22 protein-coding genes and 1 riboswitch are annotated in these 19,953 nt (G+C 41.7%); all 22 genes read left to right on the forward strand.

The annotated features are described in order from the left end of the window. Positions 1 to 63 precede the first annotated feature (63 nt). The 22 genes from xerD (at position 64) to J2T13_RS23960 (ending at position 19,837) form a co-directional block, all read left to right on the forward strand. The gene (gene xerD / locus J2T13_RS23855) at positions 64 to 972 is read left to right on the forward strand and encodes a site-specific tyrosine recombinase XerD (protein ID WP_429374951.1); all 909 of its coding nucleotides are present in this window, start codon (positions 64 to 66) and stop codon (positions 970 to 972) included. A 285-nt stretch (positions 973 to 1,257) separates the two neighbouring features. Next, positions 1,258 to 2,079: a purine-nucleoside phosphorylase gene (locus tag J2T13_RS23860; protein WP_429374979.1), complete on the forward strand. Its 822-nt coding sequence runs from the start codon at positions 1,258 to 1,260 to the stop codon at positions 2,077 to 2,079. Between the two features lie 282 nt (positions 2,080 to 2,361). Beyond that, positions 2,362 to 3,552, forward strand: a complete 1,191-nt coding sequence (locus J2T13_RS23865) for a D-alanyl-D-alanine carboxypeptidase family protein (RefSeq protein ID WP_429374952.1) — start codon at positions 2,362 to 2,364, stop codon at positions 3,550 to 3,552. Positions 3,553 to 3,644: 92 nt separating this feature from the next. Continuing rightward, positions 3,645 to 3,998, forward strand: coding sequence for an anti-sigma F factor antagonist (spoIIAA, locus tag J2T13_RS23870; RefSeq protein ID WP_429374953.1), 354 nt, complete (start codon positions 3,645 to 3,647; stop codon positions 3,996 to 3,998). Then, on the forward strand, positions 3,995 to 4,456 hold the full coding sequence (spoIIAB, locus tag J2T13_RS23875; RefSeq protein WP_429374955.1) for an anti-sigma F factor: 462 nt from the start codon (positions 3,995 to 3,997) through the stop codon (positions 4,454 to 4,456). The genes spoIIAA and spoIIAB overlap by 4 nt, the downstream gene beginning before the upstream one ends. An 11-nt stretch (positions 4,457 to 4,467) precedes the next feature. Continuing rightward, entirely contained in the window at positions 4,468 to 5,223 is a 756-nt protein-coding gene (gene sigF, locus J2T13_RS23880) for an RNA polymerase sporulation sigma factor SigF (protein ID WP_429374957.1), read from the forward strand. Positions 5,224 to 5,363: 140 nt separating this feature from the next. Continuing rightward, entirely contained in the window at positions 5,364 to 6,005 is a 642-nt protein-coding gene (locus tag J2T13_RS23885) for a stage V sporulation protein AA (RefSeq protein WP_429374959.1), read from the forward strand. Beyond that, complete coding sequence (locus tag J2T13_RS23890) at positions 6,005 to 6,427, forward strand: stage V sporulation protein AB (protein ID WP_429374961.1); 423 nt, start codon at positions 6,005 to 6,007, stop codon at positions 6,425 to 6,427. Before J2T13_RS23885 ends, J2T13_RS23890 begins: the two co-directional genes overlap by 1 nt. A 26-nt stretch (positions 6,428 to 6,453) precedes the next feature. Then, positions 6,454 to 8,031, forward strand: a complete 1,578-nt coding sequence (locus J2T13_RS23895) for a spore germination protein (protein ID WP_429374962.1) — start codon at positions 6,454 to 6,456, stop codon at positions 8,029 to 8,031. Positions 8,032 to 8,154: 123 nt separating this feature from the next. Beyond that, positions 8,155 to 9,486, forward strand: coding sequence for a diaminopimelate decarboxylase (gene lysA / locus J2T13_RS23900; protein WP_429374963.1), 1,332 nt, complete (start codon positions 8,155 to 8,157; stop codon positions 9,484 to 9,486). A gap of 284 nt (positions 9,487 to 9,770) precedes the next feature. Next, entirely contained in the window at positions 9,771 to 10,208 is a 438-nt protein-coding gene (locus tag J2T13_RS23905) for a peptidylprolyl isomerase (RefSeq protein WP_429374964.1), read from the forward strand. A 254-nt stretch (positions 10,209 to 10,462) separates the two neighbouring features. Next, a riboswitch (FMN riboswitch) is annotated at positions 10,463 to 10,628 on the forward strand. A 270-nt stretch (positions 10,629 to 10,898) separates the two neighbouring features. Further along, a complete protein-coding gene (ribD, locus tag J2T13_RS23910; RefSeq protein ID WP_429374980.1) occupies positions 10,899 to 12,002 on the forward strand; it encodes a bifunctional diaminohydroxyphosphoribosylaminopyrimidine deaminase/5-amino-6-(5-phosphoribosylamino)uracil reductase RibD in 1,104 nt (367 codons plus the stop codon). Positions 12,003 to 12,035: 33 nt separating this feature from the next. Next, complete coding sequence (gene ribE, locus J2T13_RS23915; protein ID WP_429374965.1) at positions 12,036 to 12,701, forward strand: riboflavin synthase; 666 nt, start codon at positions 12,036 to 12,038, stop codon at positions 12,699 to 12,701. Positions 12,702 to 12,747: 46 nt separating this feature from the next. After that, positions 12,748 to 13,989, forward strand: coding sequence for a bifunctional 3,4-dihydroxy-2-butanone-4-phosphate synthase/GTP cyclohydrolase II (locus tag J2T13_RS23920; RefSeq protein WP_429374982.1), 1,242 nt, complete (start codon positions 12,748 to 12,750; stop codon positions 13,987 to 13,989). Between the two features lie 37 nt (positions 13,990 to 14,026). Continuing rightward, positions 14,027 to 14,494, forward strand: coding sequence for a 6,7-dimethyl-8-ribityllumazine synthase (gene ribH / locus J2T13_RS23925; RefSeq protein ID WP_429374966.1), 468 nt, complete (start codon positions 14,027 to 14,029; stop codon positions 14,492 to 14,494). 143 nt (positions 14,495 to 14,637) lie between these two features. Beyond that, positions 14,638 to 15,420: a segregation and condensation protein A gene (locus tag J2T13_RS23930; RefSeq protein ID WP_429374967.1), complete on the forward strand. Its 783-nt coding sequence runs from the start codon at positions 14,638 to 14,640 to the stop codon at positions 15,418 to 15,420. Beyond that, entirely contained in the window at positions 15,389 to 15,988 is a 600-nt protein-coding gene (gene scpB / locus J2T13_RS23935) for an SMC-Scp complex subunit ScpB (RefSeq protein ID WP_429374968.1), read from the forward strand. The genes J2T13_RS23930 and scpB overlap by 32 nt, the downstream gene beginning before the upstream one ends. Before the next feature lie 181 nt (positions 15,989 to 16,169). Then, positions 16,170 to 16,847: a DUF2953 domain-containing protein gene (locus J2T13_RS23940; RefSeq protein WP_429374969.1), complete on the forward strand. Its 678-nt coding sequence runs from the start codon at positions 16,170 to 16,172 to the stop codon at positions 16,845 to 16,847. Beyond that, a complete protein-coding gene (gene ytfJ, locus J2T13_RS23945; RefSeq protein ID WP_429374970.1) occupies positions 16,820 to 17,305 on the forward strand; it encodes a GerW family sporulation protein in 486 nt (161 codons plus the stop codon). The genes J2T13_RS23940 and ytfJ overlap by 28 nt, the downstream gene beginning before the upstream one ends. 137 nt (positions 17,306 to 17,442) lie before the next feature. Further along, positions 17,443 to 18,630: a D-alanyl-D-alanine carboxypeptidase family protein gene (locus J2T13_RS23950; protein ID WP_429374973.1), complete on the forward strand. Its 1,188-nt coding sequence runs from the start codon at positions 17,443 to 17,445 to the stop codon at positions 18,628 to 18,630. A gap of 31 nt (positions 18,631 to 18,661) precedes the next feature. After that, positions 18,662 to 19,297 (forward strand): nucleoside recognition domain-containing protein, encoded by a 636-nt coding sequence (locus tag J2T13_RS23955; RefSeq protein ID WP_429374975.1) that lies wholly within the window; start codon positions 18,662 to 18,664, stop codon positions 19,295 to 19,297. Between the two features lie 6 nt (positions 19,298 to 19,303). Beyond that, complete coding sequence (locus J2T13_RS23960; protein WP_429374977.1) at positions 19,304 to 19,837, forward strand: spore maturation protein; 534 nt, start codon at positions 19,304 to 19,306, stop codon at positions 19,835 to 19,837. Positions 19,838 to 19,953 lie beyond the last annotated feature (116 nt).

Here is a 19,953-nt window from a genome sequence, read left to right on the forward strand (position 1 = left end):
TGAAGCCCTGGAGCATTGCATTGAAAGCTTCATGCACTCGAATATAGAAGGAGCACGCTGACCATGAAACAGTATCTTGAATCCTTCATTCGATACATGGATGATGAGAGAGGGTTGTCACGAAATACGCTTGAGAGCTATGAGCGAGATTTGATACAGGTACTAGAGTTTATGAAAGCTCGAGGTATTGATTCTCCGGATCAGATCATGCGAAGCGATATCGTTCTTTTCTTGCAGGATATGAAACAGGCGGGTCGTGCAGCTTCTACAGTGACTCGGAAGATGGTATCTATTCGCTCCTTTTTTCATTATTTATCTAAGGAGTCTATTGTGGGACAAGATCCCTCTCTGGATATGGAAACTCCGAAGCTTGAGAAAAAAGCGCCTAAAGTGCTATCTATTGAGGAAATGGAGCAATTGTTAGCTGCTCCTGAATTGTCAACACCTCAGGGATTAAGAGATAAGGCAATGTTGGAGCTATTATATGCTACAGGAATGAAAGTGTCTGAATTGATCTCACTCGATATGGGGCATGTGCATACAACCCTTAGATATTTACATTGTATGAGTAGCTCGGGTAAAGAGCGTATTCTTCCTTTTAACAAAGTAGCAGCTGAACATGTCGATCGATATGTACACGAGGGTCGGGATAAGCTGACGAGGGAGAGCGGAGATGAACAGGCTCTATTCCTTAACACCTTAGGGGGTAGATTAACGCGTCAGGGATTCTGGAAACTTATGAAGAAGTATGCCAAAGAGACCGGCCTTGAGAAGGACATTACGCCTCATACACTACGTCATTCCTTTGCTTCACACCTCTTAGGAAATGGAGCGGATTTACGGTCGGTACAGGAGATGTTAGGTCATTCTGATATTTCAACGACACAACTTTACAGCTCAATAGCTAAGAAAAGTATGAAGGAAGAATATGATCATCATCATCCTCGAGGATCGATAAGGTCATTATCATAAGTACTGTTTGGATGTCACACCCGTTCTGAGAGGAATGGCATTTCTGTTGATTGGTATAATGATAGTATTGAATGATGAACACACGAAGAATGAGTGAAACCTTCATGGAAAATTCTAATGAACTTAACTTTAAGCGAATATGCATCATCGAACTAGATCGTGTTGGGATTGCGGAGCACATTCTCAGATGTGGGCGCTACAATTGCAGATAACTTTGGAGCACAAGCACTGAAAATGGAACAAGTTTATTACATCAATGAGTATAAAGAATTGGAGAGATTACAGATGACGAATTCAAATCAGGCCATTAAAGAAGCAGCAGCTTATATCAATAGTAAGAGTAACATTATTCCTGAGGTAGGACTGATTCTTGGTTCAGGACTGGGTATTCTAGCAGAGCTTATAGAGAATGGTGTTACGATTTCATATCAAGATATCCCTCATTTCCCTGTGTCCACTGTAGAAGGACATGAAGGTGAGCTTTTGCTAGGTACGATAAAAGGCCGTGCAGTAGTTATGATGAAGGGACGCTTTCATATGTATGAAGGGTATGGTCCTGAAACGACAGCATTTCCAGTGCGCGTGATGAATGAACTTGGTGTGAAAAGTCTACTCGTGACGAATGCGGCTGGTGGTGTGAACACAACCTATGAACCAGGTGACTTGATGTTGATCTCAGATCATTTGAACATGACAGGAACGAATCCACTGATAGGACCGAACGATGCTGATCTTGGTGTACGTTTTCCAGATATGTCCCAAGCATATAGCCGTAGATTACGTGCGCTAGCGAAGGAAACGGCACAATCAAGAGGGTTTGATGTACAAGAAGGGGTATATGCAGGATTACTTGGGCCAACTTATGAGACCCCTGCTGAGATCGTGATGTTACGTGCGATAGGTGCTGATGCTGTTGGAATGTCTACGGTTTCCGAAGTTATTGTCGCTCGTCATGCTGGGTTAGAAGTACTTGGTATTTCATGTATCAGTAATATGGCTGCTGGGATTCTAGATCAACCCCTATCCCACGGTGAAGTGATGGAGACGACAGAACGTGTCCGTGAGAAGTTCTTAGGCCTAGTATTAGACGTTATCCCACAAATGTAACTTCAACATAGTTACAGATATGAACAAGAAGCAAGTTTCTAGATTTGAACTGTGACCCGAAAGATGGACGCTTTGAAAAAAGTGACCTTTCTTTCGGGTCTTTTTGCGTTTTTGGTCTAATTTTACTTTAAGAGTTTCTGCGTACCTCTTCAATCAGCCTCCCTATCGAAAATAATCATCACAAAGTAGTATACACTTGGAATATTTTACAGCTAACCTGACGACACTGAATGAAAGCAACAAGTTCAGTATGAACAATTACTCGTTAGGAGGGGACTTATCTTGAAAAAAATGTTACTGGGCACCGTGTTGTGCGTATGTCTTGTTTCGTTAAGCTTTCCAGTGCGTGGATTTGCTGCGGAGGAGAAAAAGACTGCAAAGGGTCAGACATCACCAGAGCTAGCGGCTAGTGCCTTATCGGCGATCTTAATGGATGCAGATACGGGTACGATTATTTATGAGAAGAACAGTCATGATAAATTACCGCCAGCCAGCATCACTAAAGTCATGACGATGTTACTGACCATGGAAGCTATTAATGATGGAAAGCTCAAACTGACCGATAAAGTGCGGACGAGTGAATATGCAGCATCTATGGGGGGGTCACAGATTTTCTTGGAGCCCGGAGAAGAAATGTCCGTGAATGAGATGCTCAAGGGAATCGCAATGGCCTCTGGGAATGATGCTTCCGTAGCGATGGCTGAGAAAATTTCGGGATCAGAGGAAGGTTTCGTACAGCTCATGAATGAGCGGGCAGCGGAGCTTGGTCTTAAGGATACTCATTTTGCCAACTGTAATGGCTTACCTGCAGAGAATCATTATTCGTCTGCTCACGATATCGCGGTCATTAGTCGTGAATTGCTTAAGCATAACGAGATTACGAAGTATACAGGGGCATATCAAGATTATTTACGTAAGGATTCCAAGAAACCCTTTTGGCTTGTAAATACGAATAAATTGGTTCGTTTCTACACGGGTGTAGATGGTCTAAAGACGGGTTATACATCGGAGGCTAAATTCTGTTTAACGGCTACAGCTGTGAAAGATGGGCTAAGAGCAATAGCGGTCGTACTGGGGGAACCCAATACAAAGACTCGGAATAGTGAAGTGTCCCAAATGTTTGATTATATGTTCTCCCAATATAGTAAGCAGCCAATCTATAAAAAGGGAGATGTGATGGGTACCGTTAAAATAAATAAAGGTAAACTTACAGAGTTGCCCCTTGTAGCAGGTCAAGATTACAGTGTTCTGATGAAAAAAAGTGGTAACAAGACCAACATCAGACATGAACTTCAATTAGAGCCTGAATTGAAAGCTCCCATTCAAGATGGACAAGTGCTAGGGAATATAGTGGTATATCAAGGAGAACAGATGGTGAAGAAATTCGAATTGAAGTCACCCACTAGAATTGAGAAAGCAGGATGGTGGACGTTGTTTAAGCGCACGACTGCCAAAATATTTTTTGTAGATTGATAGCAGTTTTCTTCTAGTTTTGTCGTGATGCAGGAATATGATTTTCATTTCTAGAACTCTTTGTTTATGACAGGGAGGAGAGTGAGCATGACGTGAACTTACAAATGGAAATGGAGCATCACAGACAGGTATTAATTGTCCGATTCTCAGGAGAACTCGATCACCATACCGCCGATCATGTGCGGATGAAGCTAGATGAGGCCATTCTGACTAAGCAAACAGATCATATTGTACTCAGTCTGAAAAATTTGCTCTTTATGGATAGTTCAGGCATAGGTGTCATTCTTGGGCGCTACAAGCTCATTAAGAGTAAGGGTGGAAAGATGGCCGTGTGTGACGCAACTCCACCGGTATATCGTTTGCTAGAGATGTCAGGAATGCTAAAGATTATGCCAGTCTATGAAAGTGAAAGCCATGCACTTACAGGTCTGGAGGTTGTGTCATGAGTGAAGATAAGACCCACGCTCCTAATTTCATGACGCTACAGTTTGCAGCGAAGTCAGAGAATGAATCATTTGCTCGTGTAACAGTGGCTGCCTTCATCTCACAATTAGATCCAACCATGGATGAACTTAGTGATATGAAGACTGTCGTGTCTGAAGCGGTTACCAATTGTATTATTCATGGATATAATTGTGATCCGACTGGAATTGTTACCATTACAGCTACGATTACTGAGGACTCTGTGACGATAACAATTGAAGACCGTGGTGAGGGGATTGAAGATTTGGAACTTGCCAAACAGCCTTTATATACCTCGAAACCAGAGCTAGAAAGATCAGGTATGGGCTTTACGATTATGCAGAATTTCATGGATGAGTTTGAAGTGTCTAGTGAGCCTGGAGCCGGAACGTCGATCAGAATGATGAAAAGGATTGAATCCAAGAAAGCTTTATATAATTAGGGGTTGGACGTATGGATGCTGATGTGAAGAAAGCTTCGCAGACTTACTTGGAGGATTCGGAAGTCAAACGTCTTATTGCGCTCAGTCACGCGGGAGATAGCGAGGCTAGAGACACGTTAGTGAATAGCAATATTCGTCTTGTCTGGTCGGTTGTACAGCGGTTCATGAACCGGGGATACGAGCCTGAGGACTTGTTCCAAATTGGCTGTATTGGACTCTTGAAATCCGTTGACAAATTTGATTTAAGCTATGATGTGAAATTCTCGACTTACGCGGTCCCCATGATTATCGGAGAGATTCAGCGTTTCTTGCGAGATGATGGTACGCTCAAGGTTAGCCGTTCATTGAAGGAAATGGCTAACAAGGTGCGTAAAAAAAAGGACGAGTTGTCTAAGGTATTGAATCGGTTACCTACGATCAAAGAGGTAGCAGAAGCACTCGGGGTGACACCCGAAGAAGTAGTATTCGCTCAAGAAGCTAATAAACCACCGACGTCGATTCATGAGACGGTTTTTGAGAACGATGGGGATCCCATTACTTTGATGGATCAAATTGCTGATGAGAGTCAGGACCACTGGTTTGATAAATTGGCATTGAACGAGGCCATAGATGGGTTATCCGAAAGAGAGAAGCTCATTGTGTACCTTAGATATTACCGAGATCAGACCCAGTCTGAAGTCGCAAATCGGCTAGGGATTTCTCAAGTTCAAGTATCCAGATTAGAGAAGAAAATACTACAATTGATTCGCGAGCAGATTGCACAATAATGAACCAGATGGCTAATCGTACAATTAAGGATGTCCTCGAAGTCTGCTAAAGACGACGGGGATATTCTTTTTTTTTGAGACTAGAAAGTTACATTTATTCTCATACTAAAGTTAAATACAAACAAAGGAGTGATTTTCGGATGTCTCATAATTCCACTCCCACGGTTTACATACAACTCAAAAAAAGAATACAGCTTCCTCAGGGAAAAGTAATAAAGCTTGGGGATATTGCGAATGTTCAGAGTGCTCCAGAATACATGAAGTTATTATTTGAACTAGAACTGGTAGCTCCGAGTAAAAAGGATGGAAATCTGCTTGTGCTGGACTTAATGCGGATTATTCCCGCAATTAAGCAAGTTATTCCGGTGGTGCAAATAGAACTTGTGGGTCAACATCACACCATTATTGAAATTATTAGTGCTCCCAAAAACCCATCCTTCGCCATGTTTATCCTTGTGTGGCTGCTATTGTTCTTTGGCGCGGCTCTGACGATTATGAATTTCCATGCGGATGTGAATATGCAAGAGGTGCAGATTCGGGTAGTGGAGATGATTACGGGAAAGCGAGACGAGCATCCATATCTTTTTCAGACTTCTTATTCGCTAGGTATAGGGATAGGAATGGTCGTCTTCTTCAATCATTTATTCAAAAAGAAATGGAATGAAGAGCCAACACCACTGGAAGTAGAGATGTTTCTATATCAAGAAAATATTGATCAATTTGTGTTGGCTGAGGAATACAAGCGGATGAATAACGAACACAAGCAGAATGAGGAGACCTAATGATTCTATTGTCTTGGGCTGTAGAAATATTACTAGGTATTGCAGGAGGAATTGCTGTCGGAAGTGGTGTGATCGCATTCATACTTGTACTTGACATCGTACCAAGACTTGCGCAACTCACGAAGTCATATGACAAAGTTCATTGGTATGAAGGAGCTTTAATCTCGGGATCACTGTTTGGAACCATTTCAGATTTCTGGCATTGGAAAGGTTCGTTCAACCCGATAATCAGTCTGATCATCGGAGGTATGCACGGTATTTTTATAGGACTCTTAGCAGCGGCTTTAACAGAAGTACTCAATGTGCTACCTATACTAGCTAAGCGACTCTGGATGAAAAATTACTTATTTGGCTTGTTAATGGCGATGGTTCTGGGGAAGGTGGCGGGTTCTCTCTTCGATTGGTATGTATACAGGAAATAATAAACAAAGAAGATGGGGGGATTGGCATGGCAGAAGATACTTCTAATAAACAAGAGGATCAGGAAATACAGAACAAAAGAGAAAATGAAAGGTCTGACACCGTTGAAGAATCGATTCAATATTGGCAAGATAGTGATGAATTTACAGGTGATCTTGAACAATTGAAAATAGTATTACGTGAAGTGATGGGACTTGAAACTTCATTCGATGTTGCATTTCGTGAGATGAGCTTTGGTGGGCGCAGAACAGGTACCTTGTTTATTAGTGGATTCACAGATAGTGACATTATGACAGAAATTCTATCGAGATTAACCTATATTAGGCACGATGAGTTGGATTCCAGTGCATTAGATAAAATATTCGTGAAATACATCCCCCATGTTCAGGTGGAAAAGGTAGATAAATTAAGTCAAGTTGTTAATAAAGTACTGACGGGGATGAGTGCTCTCTTCATTGAAGGTGAACATACCGTTCTTATTATGGATACTCGGAGCTATCCTTCCCGAAATCCAGAGGAATCCAATATTGAACGTGTGGTCAGAGGATCTAAGGATGGATTCACGGAGACACTTCTTACGAATGTTTCGCTTGTTCGGCGTAGACTGAGAGATCCAGGTCTGAAATATGAGATCGTTCAAGTTGGACGACGGACAAGAACAGATGTATGTATCGCCTACATTGATGATATCGTCGATAAAGTTCAGGTGAATGTCATTCGGGATAAAATTAAAGAAGTGGACATGGATGGATTACCACTTGGGGATAAGCAACTTGAAGAAGCTATAGTTAACAAAGGATGGAATCCATATCCGCTAGTACGCTATTCAGAAAGACCCGATGTCGTAGCTTCGCATTTACTTGAAGGTAGAGTCGTTATATTTGTAGATACTTCACCTAGTGTCATGATTATGCCTACCACCTTTTTTGATCTATGCCAACATGCGGAAGAGAATCGTCAGACTCCATTTGTAGGCACCTATTTACGTTGGGTTCGATTTCTGGGTATTTTTGCATCCATGTTTCTGCTACCACTGTGGCTTTTGCTTGTTCTTCATCCGGAATTAAAGCCACCCGTATTGGATTTCATCGGTCCACATGAGCAGGGCAAAATCCCACTCTTTGCTCAGTTCATTCTGATCGAGTTCGGGGTTGATCTCCTTAGGTTAGCTGCTGTTCATACGCCAACGGCCATTGCATCGGCAATGGGGCTCATAGCGGCGATATTAGTAGGGGACGTGGCGGTGAAAACAGGGTTGTTTGTCAATGAAGTGGTACTTTACATGTCTATAGCGGCTATTGGCATGTTCGCGACACCAAGCTATGAGCTAGGTCTTGCCAACCGTATCGTCCGTCTGGTTCTATTATTTGCCGTGGCCTTCTTCAAAGTGCCAGGTTTTATTATTGGGATCACTCTACTTATCTTATTGTTAACACTTCATCGGTCCAATAATTCTTCGTATATGTGGCCATTTATACCTTTTAATGCAAAGGCTATGGCGGAGGTTTTGTTCAGAAAGCCGGTGTTATCTACTTCAAAACGCCCTTCCTTCAACAAAACAAGAGATAATACCAGACTTAACACGGAGAAAAGTAAGGATGAGTAATAGGAGAGGAAAATACAAATGATCTGCATAATAATCCATTTATACTCATTTCACAAATCTGCTATACTGAGTTAAAATCAGTTGGAATATTATTATTCCATAATAAGTGGGGGATTGTCTGAAATGTTCTTACATGGTACAAGCAAAATAAATGATAGTGGACACTTAGAAATTGGTGGTTGTGATGTTGTTGATCTTAAGGCTAAATTTGGTACACCTCTTTATATTGTAGATGAACAATTAGTTCGTCAACGCTGTAAAGAATATGTTGAGGCGTTTCAAGCATCTGGATTGAAGTTTCAAGTGGCGTACGCTAGTAAAGCATTCTGTGTTATGGCCATGTGTACAGTGGTGGAACAAGAGGGAATGTCTTTAGATGTTGTATCTGAAGGTGAATTATATACAGCAATACAAGCTGGTTTTCCGGCAGCAAGAATCCATTTTCATGGAAACAACAAAACTCCGGATGAAATTGAAATGGCTATTGATGCGGGAATCGGTTGTTTCGTAGTGGACAATTTGGTTGAACTACATCTTTTACAGGCTATAGCATTAGAGAAAAATGTGCATGTTAATGTATTGCTACGGGTAACACCAGGTGTTGAGGCTCATACGCATGAATATATTTCAACAGGACAGACGGATTCTAAATTTGGTTTTGATATCGGAAATGGCTCTGCCTATGAAGGTGTAGAGGTTACTTCTAAACAATCCCATTTAGAGTTACTTGGAGTCCATTCTCATATTGGCTCACAAATTTTTGAGGTTGAGGGATTCCAACTTGCTGTTCAAAAGGTTGCTGAATTTGCACAAGGTGTAAAGACCGGACTTGGTATCGTATTTAAAGTTGTTAATTTAGGTGGAGGATTTGGGATTCGTTATGTGGATGGCGATACACCACTAAAAGTCTCCCAGTACGTCAAGGCAATTACGGATGCTGTCAAAGAACACTTTGCGAAGATCCAGTCTGAGCTGCCGGAAATTTGGGTAGAGCCCGGTCGTAGTATTGTAGGGGACGCAGGAACAACTCTCTATACCGTAGGTACGAACAAGAACATTCCAGGTGTCCGTAAATATGTAGCAGTTGATGGAGGCATGACAGATAACCCACGCCCAGCCCTATATCAATCCCATTATGAAGCAGTACTTGCCAATCGCGCGCTTGAAGAAGCACAAGAGACCGTATCGATTGCTGGTAAGTGCTGTGAGAGTGGCGATATGTTGATTTGGGACGTGAAGCTACCTGAGGTAACTAGTGGCGACTTGCTGGCAGTAGCTTGTACAGGAGCATACAATTATTCGATGGCAAGTAACTACAATCGTATTCGTCGTCCAGGAGTTGTCTTTGTGAAGGATGGTCAAAGTGATCTTGTTGTGAAACGTGAGAGCTTGCAGGATATTGTTGGTAATGACCTTGTTCCAGAACGGATTGCTAAACAAGCTGTAACGAAATAATTCAGGTTGTCGTTATCGTTATATATCAGAAGGGATCACGTTTACGTTACTATTGATGTAGCGTAAGGTGTTATCCCTTTTGTTCTTGTGTAGAGACTGTAATGAATTAATTTTGAGTTCATTCCGTCTTTTTTTGCTTTCAGGTACCTATTCATAGTAAACTATAGGATGTCTGTTAATGATCTCCTTTTCAGAATTACATAACAGATAACTTCTAAGTGAATGATTTGATAAGTATTGAGTTTAAATTGAATTACACAATATTTTAAGGGGATGGAATCATAATGAAAAAAGGAACAATTGAATTAGAAAACGGTGGAGTAATCGAAATCGAGTTTTTACCAGAAGAAGCACCTAACACAGTAGCTAACTTTGAAAAATTAGCTAATAGTGGATATTATAATGGTTTGAGTTTCCACCGCGTGATCCCTAATTTTGTCGCTCAAGGGGGTTGCCCAACAGGAACAGGTACGGGTGGTCCAGGGTATACAATTAAATGTGAAGCGACTAACAACACAACAAAACATGCTAGAGGCGTATTGTCCATGGCTCACGCAGGTAGAGACACTGGTGGTAGCCAATTCTTTATCGTTTATGCTCCGCAACCACATTTAGATGGAGTTCATACCGTATTTGGTAAAGTGATCAGTGGAATTGAACATGTAGACACGATCAAAGCTAACGATAAGATGAAAGAAGTTAAGGTTTGGGACGAAGCATAAGAGTATCAAATAGCAAAAGATAGTAACCCAAATACCCTCTCATCAGAATGAAAACTGATGGAGAGGGTATTTGGGCTTGTATTCATCACTAATAACCAATAAATATGATGGGTATAAAGGGCATTGAATCAGATAGTTCATATCATTTAATAAGCTGCTTTATTAAATATAGAATAAAACTCTTGTGTTTTTATCTCTTAGGTGGTAATATTCGTACATAAATAGTTGTTCTTAAATGAACAATTTCATATTGATTTATCCTTCGGGGGCAGGGTGAAATTCCCTACCGACGGTGATGGGGTGTTGTTAGACTTTCTAATGATACGACTTAGTCCGTGACCCGTACGCATAACTTTGGCGTATGGTTGACCTGGTGAAATTCCGGGACCGACAGTATAGTCTGGATGGGAGAAGGATAAATAGCTGACGCAACTTACTTATAGTGATTTGCGGTTCATAAAAGTGAAGCAACAGAAGGTTGTGGCAATTTTCACAATGTGATGCGGATGAGGTCTATATTTCATTTTGTGTTACTTGTATTCGGAATTGTCTTTAGCTTTGTTTTTGTGTAATCTATTTATCTCCTATACTAACCCCGTTACGGATGAATTCGTTCATCTGATGCGGGGTTTTCTGTTTATACGAATCAACTTGTTATTCACATATTTCGGAGGTGATGTAGATACAATGATGGACATTATGAATGACGAATTTTATATGTCTTTAGCATTGGATATGGCGGAGCGAGCACAAGGGCAGACAGGTATTAATCCTGTTGTTGGATGTGTTGTCGTGAAGGATGGTGTGATGGTTGGACTGGGCACTCATCTCGAGCGGGGTACGGGTCATGCTGAAGTTCATGCACTGAATATGGCAGGTGAGAAGGCGAAAGGTAGCACGGTATATGTTACTTTAGAGCCATGTAGTCATTATGGAACAACACCACCGTGTAGCGAACGTTTGATCAAAGAAGGAGTGCGACGGGCCGTAGTGGCCTGCCAAGATCCGAATGTTCAAGTAGCAGGTAAAGGGATCGCTATGTTGCGTGAGCAAGGGATAGAGGTTGAAGTGGGTATACTTCAAGATCGTGCATTGAAATTGAATGAGAAGTTTATCAAGTATATTACGACAGGGATGCCATTTGTCACACTAAAAACAGCTAGTACATTAGATGGCAAAATCGCTTCGAAAAGTGGCGATAGCAAATGGATTTCAAATGAAGCGGCGCGGGAGCAAGTACATACGCTAAGACATCGGCATCAAGGTATTATGGTCGGCGTGGAGACAGTAATTGCAGATAATCCGCATTTAACAACTCGCTTGCCTGTAGATGGCTTGAATCCAATCCGAATTGTTGTAGACTCGCGCTTACGTATTCCTTTGGAGTCTCACCTTGTTAGTGATGGTCTGGCACAGACGATTGTGTTAACTACCAATGCCTCTATGGGTCATTCTACGGCTGTACGTCTTAAAGAGGCAGGTGTCACAGTGATTGCGTGTGGTGAGGGTCCACGTGTGGACCTGAAAGTTGCGTTAGCCAATCTAGGTAGATTGAACATTGGTTCTGTCCTTCTTGAAGGAGGAGGTACATTGAACGGCGCGATGCTAGAAGCACAACTGATCGATCGAATTGTACTTTATTTAGCCCCTAAAATTGTAGGAGGTTACGATGCCCCGGGTAGTTTCTCTTTTGCAGGAAGTGAACTCATGAGGGATGCTGTAAGTCTAGTATCTTTGGAAGTAGAACAATTAGGAGATAATGTGTGTATCAGTGGGATACCTGTATGGACCTAAAGCTAAAGCTGTTGACAGAGGAGGTGTTTCATCATGTTTACGGGATTAGTTGAGGAAATGGGCACGATGCGTGGGATGACTCGCCAAGGAGAAGCCATGGTGTTGCATATTTCAGCATCGGTCATCATGAATGATTTGAAGATTGGAGACAGTGTGTCCGTAAATGGTGTATGTCTTACAGCAACTTCAATAGAGACTCATTCCTTCGCTGCTGACGTTATGCCCCAGACTTTTCGCAATAGTAACTTAAAGGACCTTCAAAGTGGGAATAAGGTGAACTTGGAGCGGGCTATGATTGCCAATGGACGTTTTGGTGGACATATGGTTCAAGGACATGTAGATGGCATAGGAACAATACATCAAGTTACCCGTGAACAGAATGCGGTCGTATATGAGATTACACCAGCGAATACAGAATTATTCAAATTCGTTATCCCCAAAGGATCCATTACACTTGATGGAATCAGCTTGACTGTGGTGAGTGTGAATGATCATACATTTCAAGTATCCGTCATCCCTCATACATTGGTACAGACAGTTCTTAATCAGAAACGTGCTGGAGATACGGTGAATATTGAATGCGATGTGCTAGGTAAATATGTGAATCATTTGCTCAATTACGGGTCCAGAGGACAGCAGGATGAAGGTAAGCCATCTGGGATTAGTCAAGAGTATTTGGCTCAGCATGGATTTGCATAAAGCAGTAAAGATTGTTCGTTAAGAAATGTACAAGGAGGAATCGATGATGAGTGAAGAAATTGTTTTTGATCCTATCGAAGAAGCTATATATGATCTCATGCGTGGGAAGGTCATTATCGTTGTTGATGATGAAGACCGTGAGAATGAAGGAGACTTTATTGCCTTAGCGGAGAAGTCAACACCTGAAGTTATTAATTTCATGATTAGCCAAGGACGAGGATTAGTCTGCTTACCGATTACTCAGGAACGAGCTGATGAGCTTGATCTTAAGCCGATGGTGTCAGAGAATACAGATAATCATGGTACAGCTTTTACAGTCTCGATAGATCATAAAGATACCACAACAGGAATTTCTGCTAATGAACGTTCGATGACTGTCAAAGCGATTATGGATCCCAATGCGAAGATCCATGATTTTCGTAGACCGGGGCATATGTTCCCGTTGATTGCTAAGAAAGGTGGAGTTCTTCGTAGATCGGGACATACAGAAGCAGCTGTCGATTTAGCTATCATGTGTGGTGCATATCCGGCAGGGGTGATCTGTGAAATCATTAAGGAAGACGGTACCATGGCTAGATTGCCAGATTTAGTGGAAATTTCACGGAAGCATGATCTGAAACTTATTACCATTAAAGATCTGATCCACTATCGTAATGAGAAAGAGAAGCTTGTTACACGTGAGGTTGCCGTCAGAATGCCAACTGATTTCGGAGAATTTCAAGCGATTGCTTATACGAATGAAGTAGATGACAAAGAACATCTGGCCCTGGTCAAAGGAGAGATCGATACCACTAAGCCAGTGCTCGTGCGTGTGCATTCCGAATGTCTGACTGGAGATGTGTTCCATTCTCATCGCTGTGATTGTGGCCCTCAATTTGCCGCTGCTTTGAGACAGATTGATGAGGAAGGCAGTGGTGTGTTGCTCTATATGCGTCAAGAGGGTCGTGGGATTGGTCTGATTAACAAATTGAAGGCTTATAAGCTTCAAGAGGAAGGCTTAGATACCGTGGATGCTAATTTACAGCTTGGTTTTGCCGCAGATCTGCGTGATTATGGCATTGGTGCTCAAATCCTGAAAGATTTAGGTGTGCGCCAGATCAGGCTTCTAACAAACAACCCTCGTAAGATTAGAGGATTAGAGGGGTATGGTTTAGAAGTTGTGGAACGTGTCCCTATTCAAATGCAAGAGAATAAGGATAATACGCGTTACTTGCATACTAAACAAGCTAAGCTCGGTCATCTCATGACATTCGATGATATGGAGCAGAACGAAGATCCAAATCTATAACAATCCATCATACAATAAGAGAGGTAGTTGATTTATTATGGCACATTATTTTGAAGGTAATTTAGTATCGGAAGGTTTGAGATATGGTATCGTGGTAGGACGTTTCAATGAATTCATTACAAGTAAACTTCTTAACGGAGCATTGGACGCATTGAAACGTCACGGTGTTCAAGAAGATGAAGTAGATGTAGCATGGGTACCTGGAGCATTCGAGATACCTCTAATTGCTCAAAAGATGGTTGAAACCGGTAAGTATGATGCAGTTATTACGTTAGGCACAGTCATTCGTGGATCAACTTCTCATTATGATTATGTATGTAATGAAGTTGCCAAGGGCGTTGCCGCGATTAACCTGAAAAGTGGCATCCCAACCATCTTCGGAATTGTGACTACGGAGAATATTGAACAGGCTATTGAACGAGCAGGAACGAAGGCCGGCAACAAAGGATATGATTCGGCAATTTCCGCAATTGAAATGGCAAACTTGACGAAACAGTTTAAATAGTGCTTATTTAATGTAGTGTCCTTTTTATTGGGCGCTACATTTTTTTGAGTTTCAGGGGTCCCCTTATAATACCTGAAATGGACGAACAGCAGCAGAGGCACCACTCTGTGGGGATATTTTATACTGTGGGCGGAGGACTTATCTTGACTGTACTTTATAAGTTGGAAACATTTGAGGGTCCATTGGATCTATTGCTACATCTGATCGACAAAGCAGAAATTAGCATTCAGGATATTCCGATCATGGAAATTACTGACCAATATATGGAATATTTGCGGACGATGCAGGAACTAGAGTTGGAAGTTACTAGTGAATTTCTCGTGATGGCAGCCACCTTGTTGTCCATTAAAAGCAAACTATTACTTCCTAAGCCACCTATTATAGATTTCGATGATTTCGATTTCTATGATGATGAATTGGACCCGAGGGAGGAGTTAGTCCAGAGGCTCATTGAATATCGCAAATATAAAGGGATCGCTCAGCATCTTCATGAACGTGAATGGGAGAGAAGTTTAATTTACTCGAAGGAACCCGAGGATTTAACCACTTGGATGCCTACGAGTTCTGAGAACCCCTTGGAAGGATTACATATTGCAGATTTGGTTGCAGCCTTTCAGAAGGCATTGCGTAAAGTCGTGAAACGGAATTCCTACTCCCGAATTCATCGTGACGAGATCTCTATGAAAGATCGTATTAGGGATGTGATTGCAGCTATGCGAGGTGGACAAGGAAATAAAATGCTATTCTCTAAGTTACTGCACGAGGAGATGGCACGACATGAAATTGTTGTCACCTTTCTGGCGATTCTAGAACTTATGAAAATGAAGCAAATTGTATGCTATCAGGAACACTTATTCGATGACATCGTCATGGAATGGAGAGGAGAAGAACTACATGGAATATCCGATATTGAAATCAATTATTGAAGGTTTGCTGTTTCTAGCAGGAGACGAGGGTCTGACTGTTAAGCAGATTGCAGAAATTGTAGAACAACGTCATGAACTGGTGACGGATGCTCTTAAGGAAATGAAAGAAGATTTCGCTAAACAACAGCGGGGAATACAAATTGTTCATATTGCTGGGAGCTATCAATTAGCCACTCATCAAGAACATGCTATGTATTTTGAGAGATTAGCATACTCGCCTTCTCGTGCCACTCTGTCACAGGCTGCGCTAGAGACCTTATCGATTGTAGCTTATCGGCAGCCGATAACTCGCGTGGAGATTGAAGAGATTCGTGGTGTGAAATCTGAGCGAGCGATTCACACGCTCGTCAATAAAGATTTAATTGAAGAAAAGGGGCGGGCAGAAGCTATCGGCCGTCCAATTCTGTATGGCACAACGAAACCATTTCTAGATTATTTCGGATTGGCAGGTATTAAAGATTTGCCTGAACCGTCTCAATTTGAGAATAATGAGAATTTGGAAGAAGAGACACAAATGCTATTTGACCGATTGGATGGGCAACAGCTTACATTCGATGATGTGAAATAAGGTTGTTATAGCTGTTAACTCATAGAGTATGAACCGTTGATTCTGTATAGAATGACGGTTTTTTGCTGTTTAAATGATATAGCCGAATTTTTTCCATGCAATATTACCATACTATACAGAATGAACTAAAAAGACGGACCCTATTACAGGGTAAACTTCAAGCGTGCATGGGGGTTTATATGTGTGGATATTCGGAATAATTGTCATCGTTCTGCTGCTAATAATGGCTGTATGTTTATCCGTGATCAGGTTTGAACTATGGATTAAAAAGCATGGAAAAGACGACGAAGTGGTACTTAATATTAGAATGCTCTATGGATTGATTCGTCTTCACTATGAATTACCCATTATGAAATTTGAGAATATGAAAAAGGGCATACTTATTAAGGTTGAGAAGAAAAACAATATAAAGGAAAGCAAAGATGAGACTAAGAAGACGCGTGTGGATAAACGAAAGATTGACTACTGGCAAACACAATTCATTAAGATACTTGAAGCGACAGATTCCTTTCTAATATGGATGAAAAAGACGCTATCACATGTGTCTATCTTGAAGTTGGATTGGTCTACGAATATATCTGCTGGTGATGCCGCTTATACAGCAATAGCAACAGGTATGGTCTGGAGTATTAAAGGTTCATTGGTTGGATGGTTATCCTATCATATGGGTATGAGAACAGCTCCTAGATTGTTTGTAGTGCCGGTATTTGATGATAAGCCTCAATTTTCCACTGAGCTTTCTTGCATAGCCCAAATCTCTTGCGGATACGCTATGTATGCTGGACTGATTCTTATGGTTCGCGTGTTTAAGGTGAAAGGAGGAATTAAGAAATGGAAGAGCATCCTATTCAAGGTTTAATGAAAACAGCGATGGAAAACATCAAGAATATGGTTGATGTCAATACCATTGTGGGTGATCCGGTACAGACGCCAGATGGAAGTGTGATTCTGCCCATTAGTAAGGTGACTTTTGGATTTGCAGCAGGGGGTAGCGACTTCAATGTAGAGGACAGAAGTAAGTCAGGTGGAACATCGGGTAACGGTAATGAAGAGAAAAAAAGGCTTCCTTTCGGTGGTGGTGCTGGTGGTGGGATCTCCATTAGTCCTATCTCGTTTCTCGTAGTGGGTAAGGACGGCGTATATATGCTACCGATTGATTGCCAAACTCACATTTATGAAAAAATTATTGATACCGTACCCTATGTGGTTGAGAAAATTCAATCGATGTGCCAAAAAGAAAATACGGGATCTAAAAATTCAGTAAGTGATAATACAGCATTCAATGCTAATGACATCCCTGATACTCCCATTTTGTAAATGGATCTACCCCTCTCCGGGCTATGAAGTGGGAGAGGGTTTTTTCTGTATATTATGAGAGAACCGTTGAGGACATACATCTCAGAAGTAAGGCATATACTTGTACAAGATTCCAAGAATTTCGGAGGAATGAAGAGATGAAAAGAAGAAAAAGGGTTATGGCTATCCTGTGGGTCATCGTATCGTCGTCACTTACCATCAGTACTGGATCAACTTACGCTGAAGCCAGACCAACAATTTCAACCCATGCACAAGCTTCAGCCTTAATAGACGTTACATCGGGGAGATTGCTTTACTCAAGCCATGGGGATGAGGAGTTACGCATCGCTAGCTTAACCAAAATCATGACAGCGATTGTAGCGATTGAATATGGACAACTTCATAAACCCGTTAGTGTAGGTAAGAATGCTTATGCCAAAGAAGGTTCGTCCATATATTTGAAGTTAGGTGAGCAAATGAGTCTTGAGAACATGCTCTATGGCTTAATGCTTCGATCCGGAAATGATGCAGCCACAGCCATTGCTGAGCATGTCGGAGGTTCAGAAGAGGGATTTGTTCTTTTGATGAATAACAAAGCGGAGGAATTAGGTCTGAAACATACCCAATTCCGAAATCCACATGGACTTGATGCAGACGGACATTACTCATCCGCTAATGATCTAGCGACAATGACCGCTTATGCGATGCATAATGAAACCTTTAAAGAAATTGTAAAAACACCTGTTAAAAAGGTTCCTAATCCAAACGAGACTTGGGATTATAAGTGGGATAATAAGAACAAAATGTTGCGTTTCTATGATGGGGCGGACGGAGTGAAAACAGGATATACAAAGAAGGCCTTGCGTTGCCTCGTAAGCTCGGCTACTAGAAATGGTCAACAGTTAGTTGCTGTAACGATAAATGATGGCGACGATTGGAATGACCACGGTAAAATGTTGGATTATGGCTTCGCCTATTATCCACTTCAGAACTTGATGGAGCGAGGACAAAAGGTAGAAGGTCATGACCTTATCGTGGGGAGGGGATTTTCCTATCCATTAGCAACTGGAGAAGAGAATACCTTGAGTAAGCGACTTGTATTATTCAGATCTGATATCAATACAGCAGACCTTTCATTTGGATTAAGAGGTCGAATAGATCTTCTACTGGATGGACATGCAATTGGCAGTGCTCCTGTATACATACCCGGGAGTGTTCTACCCGTGAAAGCCACGGCTTCGACTTCTACAACAACAATGGTATCAGACTCAGTAGGGACAAACACTCCTACATGGAAATATGCTTTGACTAAAGTATTCAAAAAGTTGTTGTTTACTACGGAATAAGATGGATGAGTAACGGGGGAGGGGAAGCGAATTGATCAATATCATATGGCTTGGATTAATTATCATTGGTTTCGGTTTTGCTGCGGCAACGGGTAATGTGGAAATTGTGACGACAGCTGCCTTTGATGGTGCCAAGACAGGAGTAACGGTATGTTTAGGTCTAATAAGTGTATTGGTATTCTGGATGGGAATGATGAAAATTGCGGAAGATTCAGGTCTGCTGAATAAAATAGCGAAGTTACTGAGCCCGATCGTTTCATTTTTATTCCCCGATATTCCTAAGGGCCATCCTGCACTTGGCTACATTCTATCTAATATGAGTGCTAATATGCTCGGGTTAGGTAACGCGGCCACTCCGATGGGGATCAAAGCCATGCAGGAGCTTCAGACACTTAATCCTGATAAAGAGGTGGCTAGCCCTGCAATGTGTACACTACTTGCGTTAAATACAGCAAGTATCACGTTAATTCCAACGACCTTGATTGCTATTCGTATTAACTATAATTCAGCAAATGCGACTGAAATTGTGGGGACGACACTAGTAGCAACAGCCATTGCTACGCTCGCAGCCATTCTTGCAGACCGTTGGTGCCGTAGATGGAATCTTCATAAAGATAGGAGACCTCGACCGAACGGGATTTCCTCTAAGCCTAGTGTGAAAGGATGATTATCCTTGATTGCATTGATTAGTATTATTTCAGCATGGGCCATACCTTTACTTATTGCGTTTATACCCCTATATGGATTCGTGCGTAAAGTACCTGTGTATGAATCCTTCATAGATGGAGCTAAAGACGGTTTCTCTACCGCTGTGCAAATCATTCCACATCTCGTTGGCATGATGGTTGCGATTAGTGTATTTCGGGCATCTGGAGCGCTTGACTTCTTCGTAGGATGGACCGCGCCCTTTTTACAATCGTTAGGGGTACCTAGTGAGATTATTCCGTTAGGTCTGCTTCGTCCTTTAACGGGGACAGGTTCTTTAGCTTTTGCGACGGATTTAATTAGCGTATATGGTCCAGACTCTCTTATTGGCAGAATGGCATCAACGATTCAAGGGAGCACAGATACCACTTTATATGTGTTAACGGTATATATGGGAGCTGTAGGCATTCGTAATGGACGCTATGCCTTAAAGGTAGGGCTCTTCTCAGATGCTGTTGGATTTGTAGCTGCCATAGCTGTTTGTTTAGTTTTCTTTGGATAGCTGCGTGATCAATGGATGACTTTTTATACGAAAATAGCTCTTTACACTAACGTAGCAGTTATGGGGTCCTTTAAGGTGCCTTTTACTAAAAATGGCGCAAAAAAACCCACCACCCC

The organism is Paenibacillus sp. DS2015 (assembly GCF_050433705.1).
In the GTDB taxonomy this organism is placed as follows: domain Bacteria; phylum Bacillota; class Bacilli; order Paenibacillales; family Paenibacillaceae; genus Paenibacillus_AQ.